We start from the raw sequence: 19159 nt of genomic DNA, 5'->3' as shown, positions 1-19159 counted from the left end.
AATGTAATGGGAAACAGCCGATCAGGGGTTATCCTGATCGTGCTCTCCCTGTGCGATACGTGCCTGCACGGCACTGCGCCATGTTGCATCCTGCGGGGCAGTATCCAGTGCCTTGCGGAAAAGGGCGAGCGCTTGCGGCGTAACCTGATGATTGGTGCGCGTAATGGCTTCTGCCGTGCGGGCAGCCAGTTCAGCATCAAAGCCCATATCTAAAGCATGGTTCCACGCATCCGCAGCTTCAGCATAATGCTCGCGGGAGGCCTCAACCTGCCCAAGCAGCAGATACCCTTGGCGCAAGGCAGGGTCACCCGGCGGCAGTGTGGCCAATGTCTGCTTCAGGCGAGCCACCAGCATGTCATTTTTTGTGTCCTGCATATGCTCGGCAGCAAGGCGAGGCCCAAGTGGCTGCGCAGGCAGGGAAGGCACGCCGTTTGTCAGATACAGGCCTACTGCCAGCACAGGGGCAAGCCCAAGGCCAATCCAACCCACAGTGGCAGCGCGAGAATTATCGGCGGAGGATGGTGCCTTATCCGCCGCCAGAATACGGCGCTGAATTTCCAGCCGCGCAATTTCATGCTCCGCTGGGGCTATCAGCCCGATTGTGAGGTCACGATCCACCTCAGCCAACTGGGCTTCGTGCAGGGCAAGGGCGGCGCTGCGTTCATCCCGCACGGTACGGGTACGTTTCCATAAAGTGGCGCAGGCAGGGGCCAGAGCCAGCAGGCTGAGCAGGGCAATGGAAAGCCAGATCATGGGGCGTTATCCTTATCCTTTGTCAGCTGGGCCAGCCGGGTTTTTTCTTCTTCTGTCAGCGGAGGCGGAGAGGGCGGAGCAGCTGCACGACGGCGATAAAAGATAAAGGCCGAGACAAGCCCCAGCAGTAGCGCCAGAACGGGCATGCTCCATAACAGCAGAGTGCTGAACGAAAATGCTGGTTTCAGACGGATGAAGTTGCCATAGCGGTTTACCATCCAGTCCATGATCTGCTGGTTGTTTTCACCCTTGGCAACGTGTTCACGCACCACGCGGCGCAGGTCTCGCGCTAAGCCGGCACTGCTGTCCTCAATGGATTCATTCTGGCAGACAAGGCAGCGCAGTTGTGAGCCAATGGCCTCGGCCCGTGCTTCATCCTTGGGGTTGGGCAGCATTTCCATGGGGTCATCCACCGCCAGCACCAGCGCAGGTGCTGCAATAAGGGAGAACCCAACGCAGGAGGCTGCCAGAAAACGGCGCATGTTCATGGCGTTTTCAACTTTTCAACCAAAGGTAGTAGCGTCTGGCTCAGAATATCGTCCGTAAGTGGGGCTGCCGTGTGCCAGCGGATAACGCCGCCGGGGCCGATCAGGAATGTTTCCGGCACGCCAGAAATCCCCCATTCAATCCCCACACGGCCTTCATGGTCACTCCCAAGGCGGGAGAACGGGTTGCCGGAATGTTTGAGAAAGTTTTCTGCGTTTTCTGGCCTGTCCTTGTAGGCAATGCCCCACATGGTCAGCTTGTCTTTCAGCGTCATCAGGGTTGGCATTTCCGCAAGGCAGGGAATGCACCATGAGGCAAAAAAGTTCACCAGCACAGGCTGCGTCAGGTTACGTAAATCCTGCGTATTAAAGCCCTGCATGGGGGCCTGATCTGGCAGCGTAAAATCCGGCACCGGGCGGTTCAGCACCGGTGCGTTGATATCATGCGGGTTGAAGGAGCCATGCTCCATGCCGGAAAGCATTTTCCAAAACGCAACGCCAACAACGCCAGCACCTGCCAATGGCAAAGCCATAAGCAGTCGACGGCGGGATGCATTGGGGGGTGTTTCTGAATTGCTCATGATGCTGCACTCATTTCGGCAGAAGATTTGGCACGCTGCGGCGCACCCACACGCACACGACGGTCAGATAGCGAAAGCGCGCCACCAAACGCCATAACCAGTGCACCCAGCCACATCCATGGGGCCAGCGGGTTGTAATGCAGGCGCAGCACGTAGGTGGGGTTGCTATCCGGCCCGTGTTTATCACCCAGAACACCATACAGATCTGCCAGCAGGTTGGTATGGATGGCAACATCGGTTGTGGTCTGGTTTTGCGTATTAAAGCTGCGTTTGGAAGGGTGCATAACGGTAATAAGGTGCCCGTTACGCCGCACTTCCAGCGTGCCCACCATGGCAGTGTAGTTTGGCCCCGGTTCCTGCTTTACGTTTGTCAGTGTCCAGTCATACCCAGCCAGATGTTCTGTGGTGCCAATGGGCACTTCCACAATTTTATGCTGGGCCTGAGACATGGCAGAAAGCCCAAGCACCGTAATGCCCACGCCAATATGTGCAATGGCCGTGCCAATAATGGCGCGTGGCAACATGCGGGCACGCTGCACGCTTGTGGCAAACGGCGCACGGAACAGGCGCACACGTTCCACAACATCCGTAATGGTGGATGCAATAATCCAGATAGCTGCCGCTGCGCACAGAATGGGCAGAACGCCAGAAAGCTTAAAGGCCGCAACGGCGCAGGCAATGGCGGTGATAACAGCCGCCACCCATAGCTTTTGCAAAATGGGCCAAAGCTGCGCGCGCTTCCACGGTAGCATGGGGCCAAACCCCATGAAGATGAACAGCGGCAATGCCAGCGGAATGGTGGTGGCATCAAAAAACGGCTTGCCCACAGAAATGGTGCGGTCAAACAGCAGAGACATAAATGGCGGATACATTGTGCCCGTGAGCACCACAGCGCAGAGCGAACACAGCAGAATGTTGTTCAGCACCAATGCCCCTTCGCGCGAGACCGGGGCAAACAGTCCGCCGGAAGTAAGGGATGGTGCGCGATAGGCAAATAGCGCCAAAGAACCACCAATCACCACCGCCAGCAGGCCCAGAATGAACACGCCACGCGCCGGATCGTTTGCAAAGGCATGCACGGAGTTCAGGATGCCCGAACGCACAAGGAAGGTGCCGGAAAGCGAGAACGAGAACGTGCCAATAGCCAGCAGCACGGTCCAGATTTTAAGGGCTTCGCGCTTTTCCACTACAATAGCGGAGTGAATAAGGGCGGTGCCGGTCAGCCACGGAATGAGGGAGGCATTTTCCACCGGGTCCCAAAACCAGTAACCGCCCCAACCCAGCACGTAATAAGACCACCAGGACCCCATGGCGATCCCGCATGTAAGAAAGCACCAAGCGGCCACAGCCCACGGGCGCACCCATCGGCCCCATGCAGCATCCACCCGGCCTTCCAGCAGGGCGGCAATGGCAAAGGCAAATGGCACGGCAAAGCCCACATAACCCGTGTAGAGAATGGGTGGATGAAAAGCCAAGCCGGGGTCTTGCAGCAGGGGGTTCATGCCTTGCCCGTCCATGGGGGCAGGCCAGATACGGGCAAACGGATCAGACGTGGTCAGGCAGAACAGTTCAAACCCGGTAGCCACCAGCCCCAGCACGCCAATAACGCGGGCCCGCAAAGCGGAAGGCAGGTTGCGCCCAAAAGCCGCAACAGCCGCGCCGCACAGGCCCAGAATAAGCGCCCATAAAAGAATGGAGCCTTCGTGGTTCCCCCATACGCCGGTAATCTTATACAGCAGCGGTTTGGAAACCGCGCTGTTGGCCGCAATGTTCTGGACAGAAAAATCATCCGTAACAGCGGCGTAAACCAGACAGAGGAAAGAGGTTAGCAGCGCAATAAGCTGGCCAATGGCAAGGCCGGGGGCCAGTGCCATTAGCCGCACATCGCGGCGGCGTGCACCCATAAGGGGGAGAATACCTTGTATGGCAGCAAGCACGCAGGCCAGCGCAAGGGCGTAGTGTCCGAGTTCGGGGCTCAGCATGTCAGGGGGTAGGCTCCCGCTTTTTCAGGTCTGTATATTAGTTGGTGGCAGGCTGGGTGGCGGTGTTTTTGCGGGCATCCTGCACCGTCATTTTGTTCCAGCTATCCGCACTGGGGGGCGGGCCAAAGCGTGGGTCCCACTTTCCGGCCTTTTTCAGGGCCTCGGCCACTTCCTTGGGCATGTAGGTTTCATCATGCTTGGCCAGCACTTCGGTGGCGGCAAAATCATGCGAGGGCTGCACCGTGCCAATGGCCACAACGCTTTGGCCTTCACGGAACAGATCTGGCAAAATACCTTCGTAATGCACGGTTACTGCGGCCTGACCATCGGTCACGTTAAACGTTGCAACAGGTGTTTCACCCTTGCGCTCACGATGGACAGATCCAGCCACCACCATGCCGCCCAGCTTGACGGTTCTATCCTTGGGCGGAGGAGAGGCCATAACCTGCGAAGGTGTTACAAAAAATACGATATCGGAAGAAAAAGCCCGCAGGATCAAAGCTGCGGCGGTGCCAAGGCACGCCACGCAGGCAATGACAAGCCAGAGGCGACGGGTTTTGCGGGTCATGATTGTGGAGCGGCTCCTGCCTTGCGGGGGGCTTTTTGTTCAAGGGTGGCCAGCCGGATGCGGTCTCGCTTCAGGCGCAGGGCAGCGCCAACAGAAAACACAAGCGCCATAATGGCAAACAGGCCGTAGCTGGCGGCAATATAAGGCAGATGGGTCATGCAGCGTTGCCTCTACGGCGGGGGGAGGACAGCAGGGCGCGAATACGGCTTTCCATTACGGCGGCGCGGGTGCGTGCCACAACAATGGCAGCAAAGCCAAGCCCCATGCCCAAGGCAGACAAAGCCAGAGGCCACAGCATGGAAGAAGACATGGTGGGCGCGCCCGTAAGGGTAATGCTGTCTGGCTGGTGCAGGGTATTCCACCACTGCACGCTAAACTTGATAATGGGCAGATCAACAGCACCGGCAAGGGCCAGAATGGCGGCGGCCTTATAGCCACGCTGCGGATCATCAAACGCCCGAATAAGCGCGATATGGCCCAGATACAGAAAAAACAGCACCAGAACGGAGGTCAGCCGTGCATCCCATACCCACCATGTGCCCCACATGGGCTTGCCCCAAAGGGACCCCGTAGCAAGGCAAAGGGCGGTGATGGAAGCGCCCACAGGCCCAATTTCCACCGCAGCCAGATCAGCCAGCGGGTGCCGCCATACAAGGGAGAGTAGGCCGCATATGGCCAACCCGGCATATCCGGCAGAAGCCAGCATGGCGGCAGGCACATGCACATACATGATGCGCACGGAATCGCCCTGCTGCCAGTCTGCGGGGGAGAAAAACAGCCCCCAGCCCAGCCCCGTAAGGGTAAGTAGTATGGCAGGCCACGTAAGCCACGGCTGAAGGCGTGCCCCCAGCTTAAGAAACTGGCCGGGATTGGCATACCGATGGAAAAAATTGCCGGTACGCGCGACAAAGGTCGGAGAGGCGCTCAAAAGTCAGTCCGTTCCATCTGTATCTGGTTCAATCCTGTGGTCTTCCTCTTTCACCTCCCGTACGGAAGTGGGAAAAGGACTACCTGTGTCCCCTTTTACAACATTCCGTGCCTCTTGACACGATGCAGTTGTTCATGGGCGTCTTGCCCACACAACACAACGGAGGAAATTATGCTGTTTGCCATTACCTGTACGGATCGCCCCGGCGCGCTGGAACTGCGCAAGGCTACACGTGCGCAGCATCTGGCATTTCTGGAAGCCCATAAAGACGGTATCCTGTTTGCAGGCCCGCAGTTAGATGCCAACGGCAACCCCTGCGGCAGCCTTGTTTTGCTGGAAGCGCCAGACCGCGCCACGGCAGAAGGTTTTGCGGCGGCAGACCCGTATGCAAAGGTAAACCTGTTTGAAAGCGTGATTATTCGCCCGTTGCGGACCGTGTTCCGTGATGGCCAGATGGCCGAATAATCATGGCCTATTGGCTGGTGAAAAGTGAGCCAGATGCCTTTAGCTGGGATGAGCAGGTGGCCAATGGCGTGGAGCCATGGACAGGCGTGCGCAACCATCAGGCTAAAAAGAACCTGGCGGCCATGAAGGCGGGAGACCGCGCTTTTTTCTACCATTCCAACGTGCAGCGGGCCATTGTTGGCGTGGTGGAAGTGGTGCGTGAAGGCTACCCGGACCCAACGGCAGAAACCGATAAATGGGTATGTGTGGATGTAAAAGCCATAGCCCCCATGCCCCAACCGGTAACGCTGGCGCAGATCAAGGCAGAACCTACGCTGGAAGATCTGGCTTTGGTGCGGCAGTCCCGCTTGTCTGTCTGCCCCGTATCGGCAGAACACTGGCAGATTTTGTGCGACATGGGCGGGTGGCAGGAGCCAACCTGAAACACAGCCCGTGTTCACGATATTTTGTAGTGTGTGGGTCAATACAAACCAACAAAAAAGGCCGCTCCATAAAGGGCGGCCTTTTTTGCAAGCAGTGCAGAGCAGAAATTAGCTCTGAGTTGCCAGTGTCCATGCCTGAGCAGAGCGGTTGCCAGAACGGCAATAGGCAAAAATCGGGCCCGGCAGGGTGTTGATGGCTTCCTGCGTTTCAATCACGGCATCAGAAGAAGGCGTGAGCGGTGCAGAAACCGGAATGGCAATAAAGGAAAGACCAGCCTTGCGTGCGGCTTCACCAATGGTTTCAGCAGAAGGCTGACCGGCTTCTTCGCCATCCGGGCGGTTGCAGATAATGGTTTTGAACCCTGCATCCCGAATAAGCGGAATATCTTCCACCGTAATCTGGGGGGAAACTGCAAAATCGGGGGAAACAGAATGATACTGCATGAGACTATATATCCTAAAAGCTAAGCTAAAAAGAACAGCCGCAGAATGCGGCTTTTGGGCCTGAATGCAAGATCAAAGCAGCCAGACCCAAAAGCGTAGGCGCTGGGTATCTGTTTTAGCGGTGAATGAAGTACATATCGGAATACAGGTTTTTCAGCGCAGCATGGTCTGCCAGGCAGTGGCGCACCAATAGGGCGCGCAGGCTGATAGCGGCCTGCTGCACGGCTGGGTCTGTGCTATTTGGGTGCAGGGCTGGGTAATGCTGCATACAGGCTTTTAGCGTGGGGTTGTTCATATCCACGCCAGAGCGGATCTTTTCTTTCAGCTCGTTATAGTAATCGGAAACTTCTTTATCAGAATCCCACAGAGGAACGGAGGTATCCACCTTTCCGTTGTGCATGAAGTAAGCCACCGTGAAAAAGCCTGTTTCAGGCGCTGCCGTGCCGGATTGAACTGTCATGCGGCAAGAGCGTTGTGAATATGGCGGGAAGCTTACGTCCGGCATGGCGGAAGAAGCCTGCACCTGTATGGCTGGCGCAGGTGTGTTGGGGTTGGGAGAGGCATCCTCAACATCAGCACCACCGGCTTCATGTGCCTTTTCCCATGCTTTGGCCACCAGAACGTGGAAACGGTCAGACTGGCACAGATCTGGTGCAGTGCGTGCTTCAGCCAGCCGGGTTTCATATGTCTGTTCCTGCGGGGTGGCGCAGGCTGCGGTTGCAACAACAGCCGCCAGCGGTGCCAGCCGCAGAAAGCGCCGTACAGAACGCTGGATGGGTGAAGGATCGGTCATATCAGGATACTCCGCAATAAGGTGTGCGCCTGGATGGAGAACGGTATTTCTGCTTTGGAGTGTGTAAGGGCTTTATGCAAGCCTTACAACGGCGCGGGCCGCGTATGCAGGGCGGATAAGGTGCTGGGTGCTGTTTTTCGTGCCCTGTGCCTGTTATGATTATAACGGAATAGAGAAAAATAAGGCGCCAGAGTGCGTCGCTGCTTCGTTCGCAAACGGGCGTGGCATGCAGCAGGCAGGAGAGGCACGGATGAGCACACAAAAAACAGCAGGGAATGCCCTGGCCCCCATGCTTTTGGATGGGCACGAACTGGCAGAACTGGAACAGGCTCTGGCCGATGTGGAATCTGGCCGGGGCGTTCTGGTGCGTCTGGCAGACCTTATGGGCGGTGCCGTTGGGCATGCCGCACGTTTGGGCCTGCGCGGTTTGGGCATGGCCCCCAATATGGAAGAAAAAATGCGCGGGCTGGCAGAAACAGCCATTGCGCGTGCGTTTGATGTGGCCATTGTGGGCATGAAAGGCCCCGCAGATAGCCAGATGGCAGAAGCCCGCTGGCGTGGCCCGGCCTTGCAGGCCGCGGTAGCTGTTTCTGGCGCAGTGGGTGGCTTTAGCGGTTTGGCTGGTCTGGCCCCGGATATTGGTTTTACAACGCTGACAATCATGCGTGAAATTGCACGCGTTGCGCGGGAGGAAGGGGAAGACCTATCAGACCCGGATGCCCGCCGCGCCTGTCTGGAAGTGTTTGCGCTTAAAGCCTTCCCTAACAGCAGAACAGGCGAAGAAAGCGAACTGGGCTATTTCTCGGCCCGCGCCGTGCTGCGTGGCCGCCCGGTTGTGATGCTGATTGCCGAAGTGGCCTCTCATTACGGTTTGGCGCTTGGGCAGAAAATTTCTCTCCAGCTTATGCCTGTAGCAGGTGCGCTGTGTGGGGCCTCTTTGAACACGGCGTTCTTCAACCATTACCGTGCGCTGGCCCGTGCACATTTCACCATTCGTCGGCTAGAGCGGGAACATGGGCCGGTTGTGCGTGATACTGCCATGTCCATGCGTGAAGATCTGGCTGAACGAGGGGCAGAAGCCTAAGCCATTTTGAGCGCAGGCTAGAGAGCTGCAAAAAAGGCCAGCACCTTTATGGGCTGGCCTTTTTGCTGGTCAGGCGGATTTTTTCTGCACCTTGCGGGGCGGTTCGCCCTCCAAAAACGTGGTGAGAATGGCAAACCCAAGCAGGGTGATGCCAATAACCTCGGCCGCCAGATGGTAATGCGGTGCCCAAAAGATGACGGCAAAGCACACCGCAATGCCAATTAGGCAAGACAGACGCATGTTCATGGCAAAAGCGGCTCCTTACGGCGTAACGGGGGAAGGCATGGGCAAGCCTTTTGCCAGAGCTTCCACATTGTCTAGCGCCAGCATGCACATGGCGGTGCGTGTTTCTATGGTGGCGCTGCCTGCATGTGGTGTCATGAAGATATTGGGCAGCGCTGTCAGCCGTGGGTTGGGGTTTGGTTCCTGCCGGTAAACATCCAGCCCGGCCCCAAACAGATGCCCAGATTCCAAAGCCTCTATCAGCGCATCTTCATCTACCAAGGAGCCGCGCGCCGCATTTACAAACACACTGCCCTTGGGCAGCAGAGAAAATGTCTGGCTGTTCATGAGAGGAGGCGCGGAAGGTGAGCCCGGCATGTGCAGGGTGAGCACATCGCAATGGGGCAGCATGTCTTCCAGCTTTTCAAAATAGGTGGCGCCGGCTTCTTCCGCGGCAGAAAGGCGGCTGCGGTTGTGGTAGAGAATGGTCATGTCAAAGCCGCGCGCGCGCTTTGCCACAGCCTGCCCAATGCGGCCCATGCCCACAATGCCCAGGCGCTTGCCGGTAACACGGTGGCCCAACATGCCGCCCATACCAAGGCCATGATGCCAGCCGTTTTTCATGAGCGTATAATATTCGGCAGCCCTACGGCAGGCGGCCAGAATCAGCATCATGCTTAAATCAGCATTACAGTCTGTCAGCACATTTGGGGTGTTGGAAACTGCAATGCCGCGTTCATGCAGGGCGGGAAGGTCCAGATGGTCCAGCCCAACGCTTACGGTAGAAACCAGTTTTACGCAGTCTGGCAGCGCTTCCACATCCTTGCCTTTAAGCGGGGCATTATTGGTAACCACAACAGCAAAAGGCTGAAATTCTTTGGCTAATTCCAGAAGGGCCGGTGTTTTCAGGCTTCTTTCTGGCGGGGGCGGGGCTGTAAATTCTGCTTTAATACGATCTTCCGCAGCATCTAACAGGCGGATGGAGCGGATAAGGCGAGGTGCTTCTGTGCTCACAGGCAACTCCGTAGGCTGGTGAGTCGGTGGTTGTCTGGCGCAAGTTTGTGCCCAATGCGGGGTGGCATCAAGCGGGGGCAGACAACATATGGGCTATGACACTCCATAACGGCATGCAAAGCCAGAGGTTGCCTTGCCGTACGGGATGATGGGTTGCAGGAAGGGAGCACGCAGCGGATGACACAGGAACTTACCCCCCAGATCATGCTGGGTGCATATGCGGCGGGGTTGTTCCCTATGGCATCTGATGCAGCGGATACTACCCTGCGGTGGTATGACCCGGACCCGCGCGGTATTTTGCCGCTGGATGGTTTTCATCTCCCGCGCCGTTTGCGCCGCACCGTGTTGTCTGGCCAGTTTGACGTGTGTGTGGATCGGGATTTTCCTGCCATTATGCGCGCTTGCGCAGCCCCTGCACCGGGGCGAGAAACCACATGGATAAATAGTGAGATCTACCGCCTGTTCTGTGCCTTGCATGACATGGGTTTTAGCCACAGTGTGGAATGCTGGCAGAACGGTGAACTTGTGGGCGGCCTGTATGGCGTAGCCCTTGGCGGTGCTTTTTTTGGGGAAAGCATGTTCAGCCGCACAACAGATGCCTCCAAAGTCGCCTTGGTGCATTTGGTGGCACGCTTGCGCCTGTGCGGGTTTGTTGTGCTGGATACACAATTTGGCACCGAACACCTTGCCCGCTTTGGGGGTGAGGAAATACCGGCAGCCGACTATAAAGCCATGCTGGAAAAGGCCGTAAGCATGCAGCCGCGCTGGCAGGAGAATATTCCGCCTGATGTGCTGGCAGCAGAAATCCGAAACATGTAAGTAACTGCCATATTCCGGCCCGTGGCATGCCCTAGTGTTGCAGCATGTTGCTTGCGCCCAAGGTATATAGCCACGCGCGGGCCCGTAATTTGAATGACTGGAATGGATGATATCATGAGCACACGCCTGTATGGTCGTATGCGTTTTTTTTGCCTGATGGGTGTTCTGGGGGCGGCTGTGCCTGTTGTGGGCACGGTGTTTTCCGAGCAGGCACAGGCACAGGTTGCGCTGGACCATCCGCGTTTAACGCCCGCGCGTGATGCCATTATTGATTACAGCTTTCAGCCCCAGCCCACAGCGCAGGATTTGCAAAACGGCGCCAAGCCGGACACCCCCGTGCCAACGCGCCATGTGCAGGTCATGTTCTCTGGTGATGGTGGGCTTATGCGCATCAACTACATGACAAGCATGGAAGGGGATGAAAGCCGCGGGGCCGTGATTATCAACCGTGCCTCGCAGGAGGTGCTGGTGATTTTGAATGACCGGCACATCTACACTCGCCTTGTGCAGCAGGAAGGCATTCGCAACCCGTTTTTGCTTGATCTGTCCATGCAGTTTACGCGCAAGGGGAGTGATGTTGTGGCCGGGCAACCTTGTACTGTCTGGGCGGCACAATCTGCCCAAGGGCAGGCCACGGCCTGCGTCACGGATGATGGTTTTATTCTTTCCCAAACCGGTATTGATGTGGATGGGTTGAATGGCCGTATCCGCGCCATGAAGGTATCTTACGAGCCTGTGCCAGACAGCGTGTTTCAGCCACCTGCAGGCTTTCAGGAAGTTAACCCGCATAGTGGTAACAAGAACAATGGAGGTTCGGCAGGTGCTGCACCAGCACACCCTGCAGCACCCTCTGGCGTAGGGCCGATGATATCTGCCCCAGCTACAAATGGCACGGAAGGAACTCCGTAAGATGGTTGCAAAACGCTTGTTTGCAGGTGTGGGGTTTGTGCTGTTGGCAACTGCTGCGTCCGGCACAGTCGCCCACGCCCAGATACAGCCCCAAACACCAGAGCCAACACAGATAGCCCCGGCGGATGCACCAGTGGTAACGCCATCTGTTGATGCAGATGTGTTGTATGAGCTCAATTCCGCTCAAGGTGATGCCCATACCCAGCAGCGTATGCGCTGGCAGGTCAGTTCCCTACGCCAGCGGTTGGACCCGCAGAATTCTGATGTGTTCATGATTACATCATGGACAGATCACACTCTTACGGTGGTGGATACCGCACGCAAGCGCGCCAGCGTGATGCCTGTGCCTGGCCCACAGCAGATTACACCCCCAGGGCAGCCCGCAGCGGCTGGCACCTATGCACGATTGGGGAATTCCGTTGTGGCGGGTGAACAGTGCACATTATGGCGCACAACGGATGCCGATGGGCACCCAACAGATGCATGCTATACGCCAGACGGCCTGCTTTTGCAGGTTGCACAGCAGGGGCAGGTTACGGTGCGCGCGCTGAGTGTAAGCCGAGCCACCCAGCCAGATAGCGTGTTTGCCATTCCGTCCGGGCTGAAGCGGGAAGCCCCTGCACACCCATAAGGTTTGATGTTTCGGGCGGCAGAAAACGGAAAAAGAGAACGTCGCCATGAAAATCCGCCCCAGCTTTGCACTTTTTTATCTGTTTTTAGCTGGGGTAAGCCTGCCTGTGTTTGCGCTGGCGGATGATGGAAGTTCCGGCACGGTTTCCGTATGTTTGCGCGCAGATATTGCGCAGCCCCCACAAGCCATGCAGGTGGTGGCATCCGGCACCGTGTTTACAGCACAAACCAAAGCCGGTGGCCGCAAAGGTGGGAAAGAAAATGAGGCGCTGGTTACCACCGAAACCGTAACCCTTACCCATATGCAGCCATGTATGGATGCAGATGCCTCCTCCGTTATCTCGCACACGCGGCGCTGGCTGGTTTCCCCCGTGCAACCGCAATCTGGCGTGGTGTTTCATGCTGTGGGGGAAGTCAGCGGCAATGGTCTGGATACCGCGTTTGATGATGAAGGCACATCTTTTCGCGATATCGTGCGGGCAGGGGGCATTACCGCTACAGTGCACAGCCCGCTGACAGATGCCGTATCCCTGATGGAAGGGGCGGCTGATCTTCCCCCCAATGCGGATGGAGAAGACCCCGCTATTGATGATAAATAACGCAGCCTTCTAAAGGGGCTGCCACCGGGTTAAAAAATCCGGCGCAGCGCTCCGGGCAGGAAGATGGAATAGGGGTTTACGTGCAGGGAGGGATTGTTCATCTGCCCAGCCACGCCAAACGTTACGGCAACAAGCCCGCCATCTTTTTCCGGGCTGAACATCCAGCCAATGCCCGGCAGCTTTCCGGGTAGTTTGTTAATGGCAAAAATAGGCACCACAGTGCCGCGTAAATCTATGCTGTTCTTATCCAGATTTACATCGCCTTCAAGCGTTGCGCCCAGCGCATTGTTGCCGGTTCTGCCATCGTGAATATTCAGCACGCCATCTTTGAATGTTACGGGCAGCACAAGGTGTGTCACCATGAATTCTGATGTCTTGTGCGCTGCCAGCCAACCGTAAAACGAAATATTCCGTGCCATACGCAAGGCCGTTGGGGCTTTTTTGAGCACAAATGGCGTAACGGTTATGCGGCCATTAAACGGGGCAGAGGCCTCCGTATCATCAAAAGATCCGCTAAGAACGGCATGGCCACCTTCAATATCTGGCAGAATGTTAAAGTCAGACAAAAATGCGCCCATGTCCGGGATAGAAACGCGCAGGTCTCGCCCCGCACCCTTGGGCGTAAGTGTCATGCTAACGGGGGTTGGCCCGTGCATGGCAAAGTACATTTTTTCCAGCCGCTGACCGTTATCCTCAAAATAGGCTTTAACAGCTTTTAAGGAGGGCTTTTCCGGGTTGTAGCGCAGTGTGTTGGCCGTCAGGTCAATCGCCCATGCTGTTCCCGGTGGGCCGTGCAGTTTGCCTGTTGCAGCTTCTGGCACATGGTAGCCAGTGCTGGCGGGCTGTGCGGGTTTGGGGTCTGATGGATCACCCGTCACCAAGGGGGAAAGGTCCAGCATGTCTGCATATACGCCAACATGAATGACCGAGCCCGTTACACCTTTTTGCGGCAGTTCCAACATGGCGTGGCCGGTGGAATTGGCTACGCGGAAGGAAGAGATAATCAGTTGGGGTGCATGGTTGGGGCGCAGGCGGGCCTTGCCGCGCACATCCAGATCCGGCCCAGTGGCCAGAATACGATCTACCGCAACAATCTGGCCATTCTTTAGCCCCAGCGTGGCATTGGCCTGCGCTGCACGGCCCGGTGCCTTGTGCCACAGTGGAATACGGATTTGGGAGTTCTTGAGGTTGAGGTTGATATCCACCAGCCCGTGGTGATCTCCATACTGGCGATAATCCACCACAGCATCAGCCGAACCATCAAAGTGGTCTCCCGTTGCAAAACCAGCGGCTGTTGCGGTTTGCGGCGTGATGCGGGATGTCAGATGCGCCTGTTCCAACAGCCCGGTGGGCGGCACCTGCCGGAAATCTGTTGAATAGGAGATATTGGAGGGCAGGCCACCTAATACGCCATGCCCGGCAAGGGAAAGGCCATCTGCCGTGGCATCCAGCTTGATATCAGCACGTCTGACACCACGCCCAGCCACCACATTATCAAGTGATGCCTGTGTAATATCGGCATGGCCCTTAATTTCCATGTCATCAATGCTGACATCGTCCTTCAAGGGCAGGCTGAGCATGAGCTGAAGTTTGGCGCGCCCACGCGGGTTACGAATATCCAGCGGGTGGCGGGCAAGCAGATGCAGGCGTGGTTCGGCCAGAAGGGCCATAACATCCTGCAACTTGCCATCCAGCTGCGTGTTGATAATGCCGGTCTGGTCTTTTTTGGTTAGGCCCACAATGTCCATGCTGCCGGGGCCTGCGGCAATGCGGCCCATGCCATTCTGGCCCACATTTTTGCCAGCACGGTCAACAAGCTGATAGCCGTGGTTAAACTTGATGCTCAGCTTGTCCAGCCCATCCACGTCCATATGGGCGTCCATACCCCGAAGCGGAGAAATGGGCCGCAGCCAGTGGATGGTCAGCCCCTTGGCATCCAGCCCGCCAGCAATGTTGCTGACATCCACACCATTCCAGCCCGTTTTGCTGGATAGGGAAACAACGGTGTGCAGGTTATAGGCCACACCATCTGTAATGTTTTTGGTTACCCACTTTTTGCCGCCTTTGGCCGCCTTGTCTGGCCAGTAATAAACCAGATCAGGAAAGTACACCTGCGGAATATCGGCAGTAACCTGCCCGGAAACGGTGGTGGGGTTTACCAGGTCCGTGGCATCCACTTGCCCGGATACGGCCAGATTAAGCCCTCTGGATTCATCTTCGGGAAGGTCTGGATTGCGCAGGTTTGCGGTAATGTTATGGACAATAATATGCGCAGGTGTGCTGCCATCCTTAAGATGGTCCAGCCGTAGGGTAAGATTGGCAGAACCACCGTTTAAAAAGTAACGCGCCCCGGCGGCGGTTACCTTGCCGCTTTGTGCATCTGCATGCAGGTCCATTGCTCCCGGCATCAGCCAATCCGAACCCGGCGCAGGCAGGAAATTGACATCAGACGTAACCGCTATAGGCGTTCTGATGTGTTGCAGATCATGCGAGATATGGGAAAAGCTGGAAGGCTTAACGGCATTGGTTGCCAGATGCCACGTAATGCCCTTGCCATCTGAATCTGGCAGGCTGTTAGCTTTTACCTCTATGTGGCAATCAGGGTTTTCTTCCCCCGTTACGGCAAATTGCACGGCACCTGTCAGGCCCTTTTTGCCTTGGGCAGAGGCCATATGCAGCGTGGCATCCAGCGGAGAGGCCACCCAGTGCGTGCCAGTCAGCTGGTCATTCATGCGTACAATGGCGTGGGAGATAACGGCACGGTCCAGCCCAGCGGTATCTACGCTTCCGCTATCACTTCCCCCAGCAGAAGGCGGGGTATCAAAATCAAACCCCACAGCCCCGTTTTTGCCGCGGCGGAGGGCAAGGTTTACGCCTTCCAATTCCACTGCGCGCAGGGCAATGCCGCCGTGCACCAAGGCCAGTGTATCCAGCGTGACGTGGGCCTCATGCACGGTATCAACAACTGTGCGGTCCGGCCCTTTAACCGCAATATCCTGCAGAACAAGCATGAGCGGAGATGTAAGGCCATCGCGCATACCGTTCCATTCCAGATAAGCGCGGCTAAGCCCCAATGTGGCAACAGGAGGCTGCTTTTTGCCGCCAGAAATAACGGTAACAGGCAAAAAGGGGCGCACCAGCGGCGTAACATTTACTGGCCCCAGCGCCATGCGCGCAAACAGCAAGGCTGTACCCACAAGCGGCAGCCCAACCATGGCATAGGCACCATAGACCAGAAATCGCCGGGTTTTTGTGCGCCGTGGGCGCGTGGTGTCTTGACCGTTGGAAGTCAACGCAGCAAGCCTTTATTGTTCACAGCACGGGCCAGATCATGACGCAGGCAGACCATTCCCTTTTTCGAGACGTAAGGCAACCTAGAGGGCATGGTTCCCGCATGTGGCCAGATGCAGACTGGCCCGCCCCGGCAGATAAACGTGCGGCCGAACTGTTTACGCAGGATATGCTGGCTCTGGCGCAGGAAGCGGGCATTGCAGAATCCGTCATGATACAGCCTGGCGCGCGCGAACTGCTGGCCTGCCTTGGGGGCAACAGCCCGTATCTGGCTGATCTGGCGCGTGAAGATGTTCTGGCCTTTGCAGCCCTGCTGGAACAGGGGCCCGACATTTGTGTGCAGGATGCGTTTGCAACATGCGCGGAGTTTGACACAACATCGGGGCGAGAGTGTGTCGCTGCTTTTTTGCGGCATACAAAAAAACGCATAGCTTTTATTTGCGCTGTGGCGGATCTGGGCGGCTTCTGGTCTTTGGAAGAAGTTACGCATGCCCTTAGCCGTTTGGCTGATACCGCGCTGGATCTGGCTGTCAGGCATTTGCTGTGGTGTGCCTTTCAGGCTGGGCAACTGGCTTTACCAAACCCGGAACAGCCCGCGCAGGGCTGCGGCTTTGTAATTCTGGCCATGGGCAAGCTGGGCGCGCGGGAGCTGAATTTTTCATCCGATATAGACCTGATGGTGCTGTATGATCCCACAGCGTACCCTCAGTCGGACACAGTGCGGCGTGTGTTCGTGCGTATGACTAGCGATCTTGTCAGCCTGATGGAAGCACGAGATGCCAATGGATACGTTTTTCGCACAGATTTAAGATTACGGCCCGATCCATCCTCCACCCCTCCGGCTGTAACCGTGCAGGCGGCTACCCTGTATTATGAAAGCCTTGGCCAAACGTGGGAGCGCGCGGCCATGACAAAAGCGCGCCCCGTGGCGGGGGATCTTACGCTGGGGCGGCGTTTTCTGGCGGCTATTCGGCCATTCATCTGGCGCAGACATCTGGATTTTGCACTGATTGATGATCTGCATGACATGAAGGCCCGGATTGACCGTTACCGTAAGGCGGGCCGCACAGATTTAAGCACCCTGCCGGATGCCGTGCTGGCAGATCCTTCCGCCAGCATAGAATGGCTGCTGGGCCATAACCTCAAGCTGGGGCAGGGTGGTATTCGTGAAATTGAATTTATCGCGCAGGCCATGCAGCTTGTCTGGGGTGGGCGCGAGCCTGCATTGCGGGATAAAACCACCTTTGGCGCACTTAAAAAACTTGTAGGTTCAGGCCGTCTGCCACGGGAAGAAGCCGAGGTTCTGGCCCGCACCTATCGCTTTTTGCGCGATGCAGAGCACCGCTTGCAAATGCGGGCCGACCACCAAACCCACAGCCTGCCAGAGACGCGGGAAGGGTTTGAGGCTTTTGCCATCTTCATGAATTATCCAGACGCCGAAGTTCTGGCGCTGGATATGTTGCCCCGTATGCGTGAGGCACGGCGTATTTTTGAACGCCATTTTGTGTTGCGTTCCGCCCAGCCGGAAGAAGTGGAAGGCAGTGTGCTGGTGCCCGGCCCGGAAGATGGGCAAACGGCAGAACTGTTGCAAAAGCACGGCTTCCCGCCCGAACAGGTGGAGGAAGCCACACAGGTGCTCACCCGTTGGCGCGGTAATGGCTTGCGGGCCCTGCGGTCTGAGCGTGCACATGCGTTGTTGCGTGTGTTGTTGCCAACATTGCTGGCCAGTTTTGGCGCACGCAGCAATCCGCTGGCCTGTTTACGCCGGTTTGATGCCTTGCTGGCGCGGCAACACGCCGGGGTGCAGCTTCTTTCCCTGTTTGAACGCAATCCGGCGTTGGTGGACCGTATTGCCAATATCTTTGATGCCTCGGTTTTTCTGGCAGATTATCTGGCAGACAAGCCTTCTGCGCTGGAAGGGTTGTTGGAATCCGAGCCAGAGGAAGGGCGCACGGTTGTGGCGCGCCTTCAGCATCTGGCGGAGGAAATGGCAGATGTTGAAGAGCTGGTAACAGCTCTGCGCCCGCTTTTGCGTGGTGAGGAATTCCGCCTTTCCGTTGCCTTGCTGGAAGGCCGCATGACGGAAAACGAGGCCGAAAAGCAGCGCACGGTGCTGGCAGATACCATTATCACCATTGTGAAACACGCGGTGGAGGTCGAGCACACGCGTCGCTACGGGCATGTTCCGGGTGGTGGCATGGCCATTGTGGCACTCGGTAAAGCTGGCTCGCGCGAGATGATGCCGCGGTCGGACCTTGATTTGCTGATGGTGTTTGATCACCCCGAAGATGTGCAGGCCAGCGAGGTGCCGCAGGCCGATACAAAAGCAGAGCGCCCGCTATTTTCTGCCCCACGGTCTGTAGGGGTGGCGCAGTATTACACGCGGCTTGCCCATGCCTTTATTGCCGCGCTGACAGCTCCGGGGCCAGAAGGGCCCTTATACGCGGTGGATATGCGGTTGCGTCCCTCCGGCGCAGCGGGGCCGGTTGCTGTCTCACGCCCCGCTTTTTTGCGTTACCACACAGAATCCGCATGGACATGGGAGTGTATGGCTCTCACCCGTGCGCGTATTGTAGCGGCTCCAGCAGAATTGAAGCGTGTTTTACGGCAAGATCTGGAGGCCATTCTGGATGGCCGTTTGCGCGCCCAGCCAGCATCTCGCGCAACACTGCTGAAAGATGCCTGCGCCATGCGCGCACGTTTGGCGCGAGACCTGCCAGCATCTTCTGTGTGGGATGTAAAACGGCGGCTGGGTGGGCTGATAGATGTGGAGTTTATTGCCCAGATTTATCAGCTGATTGGCGTAAATAGTGCTGTGCGGGATGTAAGCACGCGTTTGGCGTTGGGGCGGCTGGAAAAGGCAGGATTGCTGAGTGCTGAAGATGCCCAGTTCTTAAAGCAGGCCGAGTTGTTCTGGCGTCAGCTTCAGGCTGTGTTGCGGCTGCTGTGTGGGGCAACGCCGCCTGTTGATCTGGAGCGAGATCTGGCCCCGGCATCGTTAAACGTGCTGCTGAAAGCCATGAAACTGGAAACCCTGCCGGATCTGATTGAAAAGGCAAACATTCTGGCGCGTGATGTGCATGCTGTTTTTGCCCGGCTAGTTGGCCCGGTGGAATAAGCCGGGCTTGGAGCCGGAACAGCTTGCTGATCCTGCACGTTCAATCTGGCGT

General features: G+C 57.0%; 20 protein-coding genes. 8 read left to right on the top strand and 12 right to left on the bottom strand.

The features are described 5' to 3' along the window. Positions 1 to 21: 21 nt before the first annotated feature. From ccmI to QQM41_RS01660, 7 genes are read right to left on the bottom strand one after another with little or no spacing between them, the layout of a single operon-like run. Positions 22 to 753, bottom strand: a complete 732-nt coding sequence (gene ccmI / locus QQM41_RS01690) for a c-type cytochrome biogenesis protein CcmI (RefSeq protein WP_339077539.1) — start codon at positions 751 to 753, stop codon at positions 22 to 24. Continuing rightward, complete coding sequence (locus QQM41_RS01685; protein WP_050819537.1) at positions 750 to 1241, bottom strand: cytochrome c-type biogenesis protein; 492 nt, start codon at positions 1239 to 1241, stop codon at positions 750 to 752. The genes ccmI and QQM41_RS01685 overlap by 4 nt, the downstream gene beginning before the upstream one ends. Next, entirely contained in the window at positions 1238 to 1819 is a 582-nt protein-coding gene (locus tag QQM41_RS01680; RefSeq protein WP_050819538.1) for a DsbE family thiol:disulfide interchange protein, read from the bottom strand. Before QQM41_RS01680 ends, QQM41_RS01685 begins: the two co-directional genes overlap by 4 nt. Next, complete coding sequence (locus QQM41_RS01675; protein WP_050819539.1) at positions 1816 to 3801, bottom strand: heme lyase CcmF/NrfE family subunit; 1986 nt, start codon at positions 3799 to 3801, stop codon at positions 1816 to 1818. The genes QQM41_RS01680 and QQM41_RS01675 overlap by 4 nt, the downstream gene beginning before the upstream one ends. Before the next feature lie 37 nt (positions 3802 to 3838). Then, positions 3839 to 4369, bottom strand: coding sequence for a cytochrome c maturation protein CcmE (ccmE, locus tag QQM41_RS01670; RefSeq protein ID WP_050819540.1), 531 nt, complete (start codon positions 4367 to 4369; stop codon positions 3839 to 3841). Beyond that, the gene (locus QQM41_RS01665; RefSeq protein WP_003622625.1) at positions 4366 to 4527 is read right to left on the bottom strand and encodes a hypothetical protein; all 162 of its coding nucleotides are present in this window, start codon (positions 4525 to 4527) and stop codon (positions 4366 to 4368) included. Before QQM41_RS01665 ends, ccmE begins: the two co-directional genes overlap by 4 nt. Further along, positions 4524 to 5297, bottom strand: a complete 774-nt coding sequence (locus QQM41_RS01660; protein WP_003622628.1) for a heme ABC transporter permease — start codon at positions 5295 to 5297, stop codon at positions 4524 to 4526. Before QQM41_RS01660 ends, QQM41_RS01665 begins: the two co-directional genes overlap by 4 nt. Before the next feature lie 171 nt (positions 5298 to 5468). On the opposite strand from QQM41_RS01660, the gene QQM41_RS01655 reads away from it, so the two are divergent. Both QQM41_RS01655 and QQM41_RS01650 read left to right on the top strand, forming a co-directional pair. Further along, positions 5469 to 5762 (top strand): YciI family protein, encoded by a 294-nt coding sequence (locus tag QQM41_RS01655; protein ID WP_003622630.1) that lies wholly within the window; start codon positions 5469 to 5471, stop codon positions 5760 to 5762. Between the two features lie 2 nt (positions 5763 to 5764). After that, a complete protein-coding gene (locus QQM41_RS01650; RefSeq protein WP_339077537.1) occupies positions 5765 to 6184 on the top strand; it encodes an EVE domain-containing protein in 420 nt (139 codons plus the stop codon). 108 nt (positions 6185 to 6292) lie between these two features. Here QQM41_RS01650 and QQM41_RS01645 read toward each other — a convergent pair whose 3' ends face one another. Both QQM41_RS01645 and QQM41_RS01640 read right to left on the bottom strand, forming a co-directional pair. Continuing rightward, complete coding sequence (locus QQM41_RS01645) at positions 6293 to 6628, bottom strand: TIGR01244 family sulfur transferase (RefSeq protein WP_003622634.1); 336 nt, start codon at positions 6626 to 6628, stop codon at positions 6293 to 6295. 115 nt (positions 6629 to 6743) lie between these two features. After that, positions 6744 to 7421 (bottom strand): hypothetical protein, encoded by a 678-nt coding sequence (locus QQM41_RS01640; protein ID WP_087651406.1) that lies wholly within the window; start codon positions 7419 to 7421, stop codon positions 6744 to 6746. A 226-nt stretch (positions 7422 to 7647) separates the two neighbouring features. On the opposite strand from QQM41_RS01640, the gene QQM41_RS01635 reads away from it, so the two are divergent. Then, positions 7648 to 8505, top strand: coding sequence for an EcsC family protein (locus tag QQM41_RS01635; RefSeq protein ID WP_050819543.1), 858 nt, complete (start codon positions 7648 to 7650; stop codon positions 8503 to 8505). A gap of 69 nt (positions 8506 to 8574) precedes the next feature. Here QQM41_RS01635 and QQM41_RS01630 read toward each other — a convergent pair whose 3' ends face one another. Continuing rightward, positions 8575 to 8751 carry a hypothetical protein gene (locus QQM41_RS01630; protein ID WP_196332539.1) on the bottom strand — a complete coding sequence of 59 codons (177 nt, stop codon included), beginning with the start codon at positions 8749 to 8751 and terminating at the stop codon, positions 8575 to 8577. Positions 8752 to 8766: 15 nt separating this feature from the next. Beyond that, positions 8767 to 9741 (bottom strand): D-glycerate dehydrogenase, encoded by a 975-nt coding sequence (locus tag QQM41_RS01625; RefSeq protein WP_339077536.1) that lies wholly within the window; start codon positions 9739 to 9741, stop codon positions 8767 to 8769. Positions 9742 to 9918: 177 nt separating this feature from the next. Between QQM41_RS01625 and aat the strand changes: the two genes are divergently transcribed. The 4 genes from aat to QQM41_RS01605 all read left to right on the top strand — a co-directional run bounded on the left by aat (position 9919) and on the right by QQM41_RS01605 (position 12698). Beyond that, entirely contained in the window at positions 9919 to 10560 is a 642-nt protein-coding gene (gene aat / locus QQM41_RS01620; RefSeq protein WP_339077535.1) for a leucyl/phenylalanyl-tRNA--protein transferase, read from the top strand. Positions 10561 to 10653: 93 nt separating this feature from the next. After that, entirely contained in the window at positions 10654 to 11469 is an 816-nt protein-coding gene (locus QQM41_RS01615) for a hypothetical protein (RefSeq protein ID WP_339077534.1), read from the top strand. A 1-nt stretch (position 11470) separates the two neighbouring features. After that, positions 11471 to 12100 (top strand): hypothetical protein, encoded by a 630-nt coding sequence (locus tag QQM41_RS01610; protein ID WP_050819546.1) that lies wholly within the window; start codon positions 11471 to 11473, stop codon positions 12098 to 12100. Positions 12101 to 12146: 46 nt separating this feature from the next. Further along, positions 12147 to 12698 (top strand): hypothetical protein, encoded by a 552-nt coding sequence (locus QQM41_RS01605; protein ID WP_339077533.1) that lies wholly within the window; start codon positions 12147 to 12149, stop codon positions 12696 to 12698. A gap of 29 nt (positions 12699 to 12727) precedes the next feature. Here QQM41_RS01605 and QQM41_RS01600 read toward each other — a convergent pair whose 3' ends face one another. Beyond that, on the bottom strand, positions 12728 to 15913 hold the full coding sequence (locus QQM41_RS01600; protein ID WP_339078135.1) for an AsmA-like C-terminal region-containing protein: 3186 nt from the start codon (positions 15911 to 15913) through the stop codon (positions 12728 to 12730). Between the two features lie 116 nt (positions 15914 to 16029). On the opposite strand from QQM41_RS01600, the gene QQM41_RS01595 reads away from it, so the two are divergent. Next, positions 16030 to 19107 (top strand): bifunctional [glutamine synthetase] adenylyltransferase/[glutamine synthetase]-adenylyl-L-tyrosine phosphorylase, encoded by a 3078-nt coding sequence (locus QQM41_RS01595; RefSeq protein ID WP_339077532.1) that lies wholly within the window; start codon positions 16030 to 16032, stop codon positions 19105 to 19107. The last annotated feature ends 52 nt before the right edge of the window (positions 19108 to 19159 follow it).

It is taken from the genome of Acetobacter sp. AC2005, from assembly GCF_037901235.1.
Taxonomy (GTDB): Bacteria; Pseudomonadota; Alphaproteobacteria; order Acetobacterales; family Acetobacteraceae; genus Acetobacter; species Acetobacter oryzoeni.
Note: the sequence above shows the minus strand (reverse complement) of the source record. Positions and strands in the feature narration are given on the sequence as shown.

What these genes read in the sequence shown, in the direction of transcription:
- ccmI (WP_339077539.1), bottom strand. Translation starts at nt 753, where the DNA reads ATGATCTGGCTTTCCATTGCCCTGCTCAGCCTGCTGGCTCTGGCCCCT.
- QQM41_RS01685 (WP_050819537.1), bottom strand. Translation starts at nt 1,241, where the DNA reads ATGAACATGCGCCGTTTTCTGGCAGCCTCCTGCGTTGGGTTCTCCCTT.
- QQM41_RS01680 (WP_050819538.1), bottom strand. Translation starts at nt 1,819, where the DNA reads ATGAGCAATTCAGAAACACCCCCCAATGCATCCCGCCGTCGACTGCTT.
- QQM41_RS01675 (WP_050819539.1), bottom strand. Translation starts at nt 3,801, where the DNA reads ATGCTGAGCCCCGAACTCGGACACTACGCCCTTGCGCTGGCCTGCGTG.
- ccmE (WP_050819540.1), bottom strand. Translation starts at nt 4,369, where the DNA reads ATGACCCGCAAAACCCGTCGCCTCTGGCTTGTCATTGCCTGCGTGGCG.
- QQM41_RS01665 (WP_003622625.1), bottom strand. Translation starts at nt 4,527, where the DNA reads ATGACCCATCTGCCTTATATTGCCGCCAGCTACGGCCTGTTTGCCATT.
- QQM41_RS01655 (WP_003622630.1), top strand. Translation starts at nt 5,469, where the DNA reads ATGCTGTTTGCCATTACCTGTACGGATCGCCCCGGCGCGCTGGAACTG.
- QQM41_RS01650 (WP_339077537.1), top strand. Translation starts at nt 5,765, where the DNA reads ATGGCCTATTGGCTGGTGAAAAGTGAGCCAGATGCCTTTAGCTGGGAT.
- QQM41_RS01645 (WP_003622634.1), bottom strand. Translation starts at nt 6,628, where the DNA reads ATGCAGTATCATTCTGTTTCCCCCGATTTTGCAGTTTCCCCCCAGATT.
- QQM41_RS01640 (WP_087651406.1), bottom strand. Translation starts at nt 7,421, where the DNA reads ATGACCGATCCTTCACCCATCCAGCGTTCTGTACGGCGCTTTCTGCGG.
- QQM41_RS01635 (WP_050819543.1), top strand. Translation starts at nt 7,648, where the DNA reads ATGCAGCAGGCAGGAGAGGCACGGATGAGCACACAAAAAACAGCAGGG.
- QQM41_RS01630 (WP_196332539.1), bottom strand. Translation starts at nt 8,751, where the DNA reads ATGAACATGCGTCTGTCTTGCCTAATTGGCATTGCGGTGTGCTTTGCC.
- aat (WP_339077535.1), top strand. Translation starts at nt 9,919, where the DNA reads ATGACACAGGAACTTACCCCCCAGATCATGCTGGGTGCATATGCGGCG.
- QQM41_RS01615 (WP_339077534.1), top strand. Translation starts at nt 10,654, where the DNA reads ATGACTGGAATGGATGATATCATGAGCACACGCCTGTATGGTCGTATG.
- QQM41_RS01610 (WP_050819546.1), top strand. Translation starts at nt 11,471, where the DNA reads ATGGTTGCAAAACGCTTGTTTGCAGGTGTGGGGTTTGTGCTGTTGGCA.
- QQM41_RS01605 (WP_339077533.1), top strand. Translation starts at nt 12,147, where the DNA reads ATGAAAATCCGCCCCAGCTTTGCACTTTTTTATCTGTTTTTAGCTGGG.
- QQM41_RS01600 (WP_339078135.1), bottom strand. Translation starts at nt 15,913, where the DNA reads ATGGTTGGGCTGCCGCTTGTGGGTACAGCCTTGCTGTTTGCGCGCATG.
- QQM41_RS01595 (WP_339077532.1), top strand. Translation starts at nt 16,030, where the DNA reads ATGACGCAGGCAGACCATTCCCTTTTTCGAGACGTAAGGCAACCTAGA.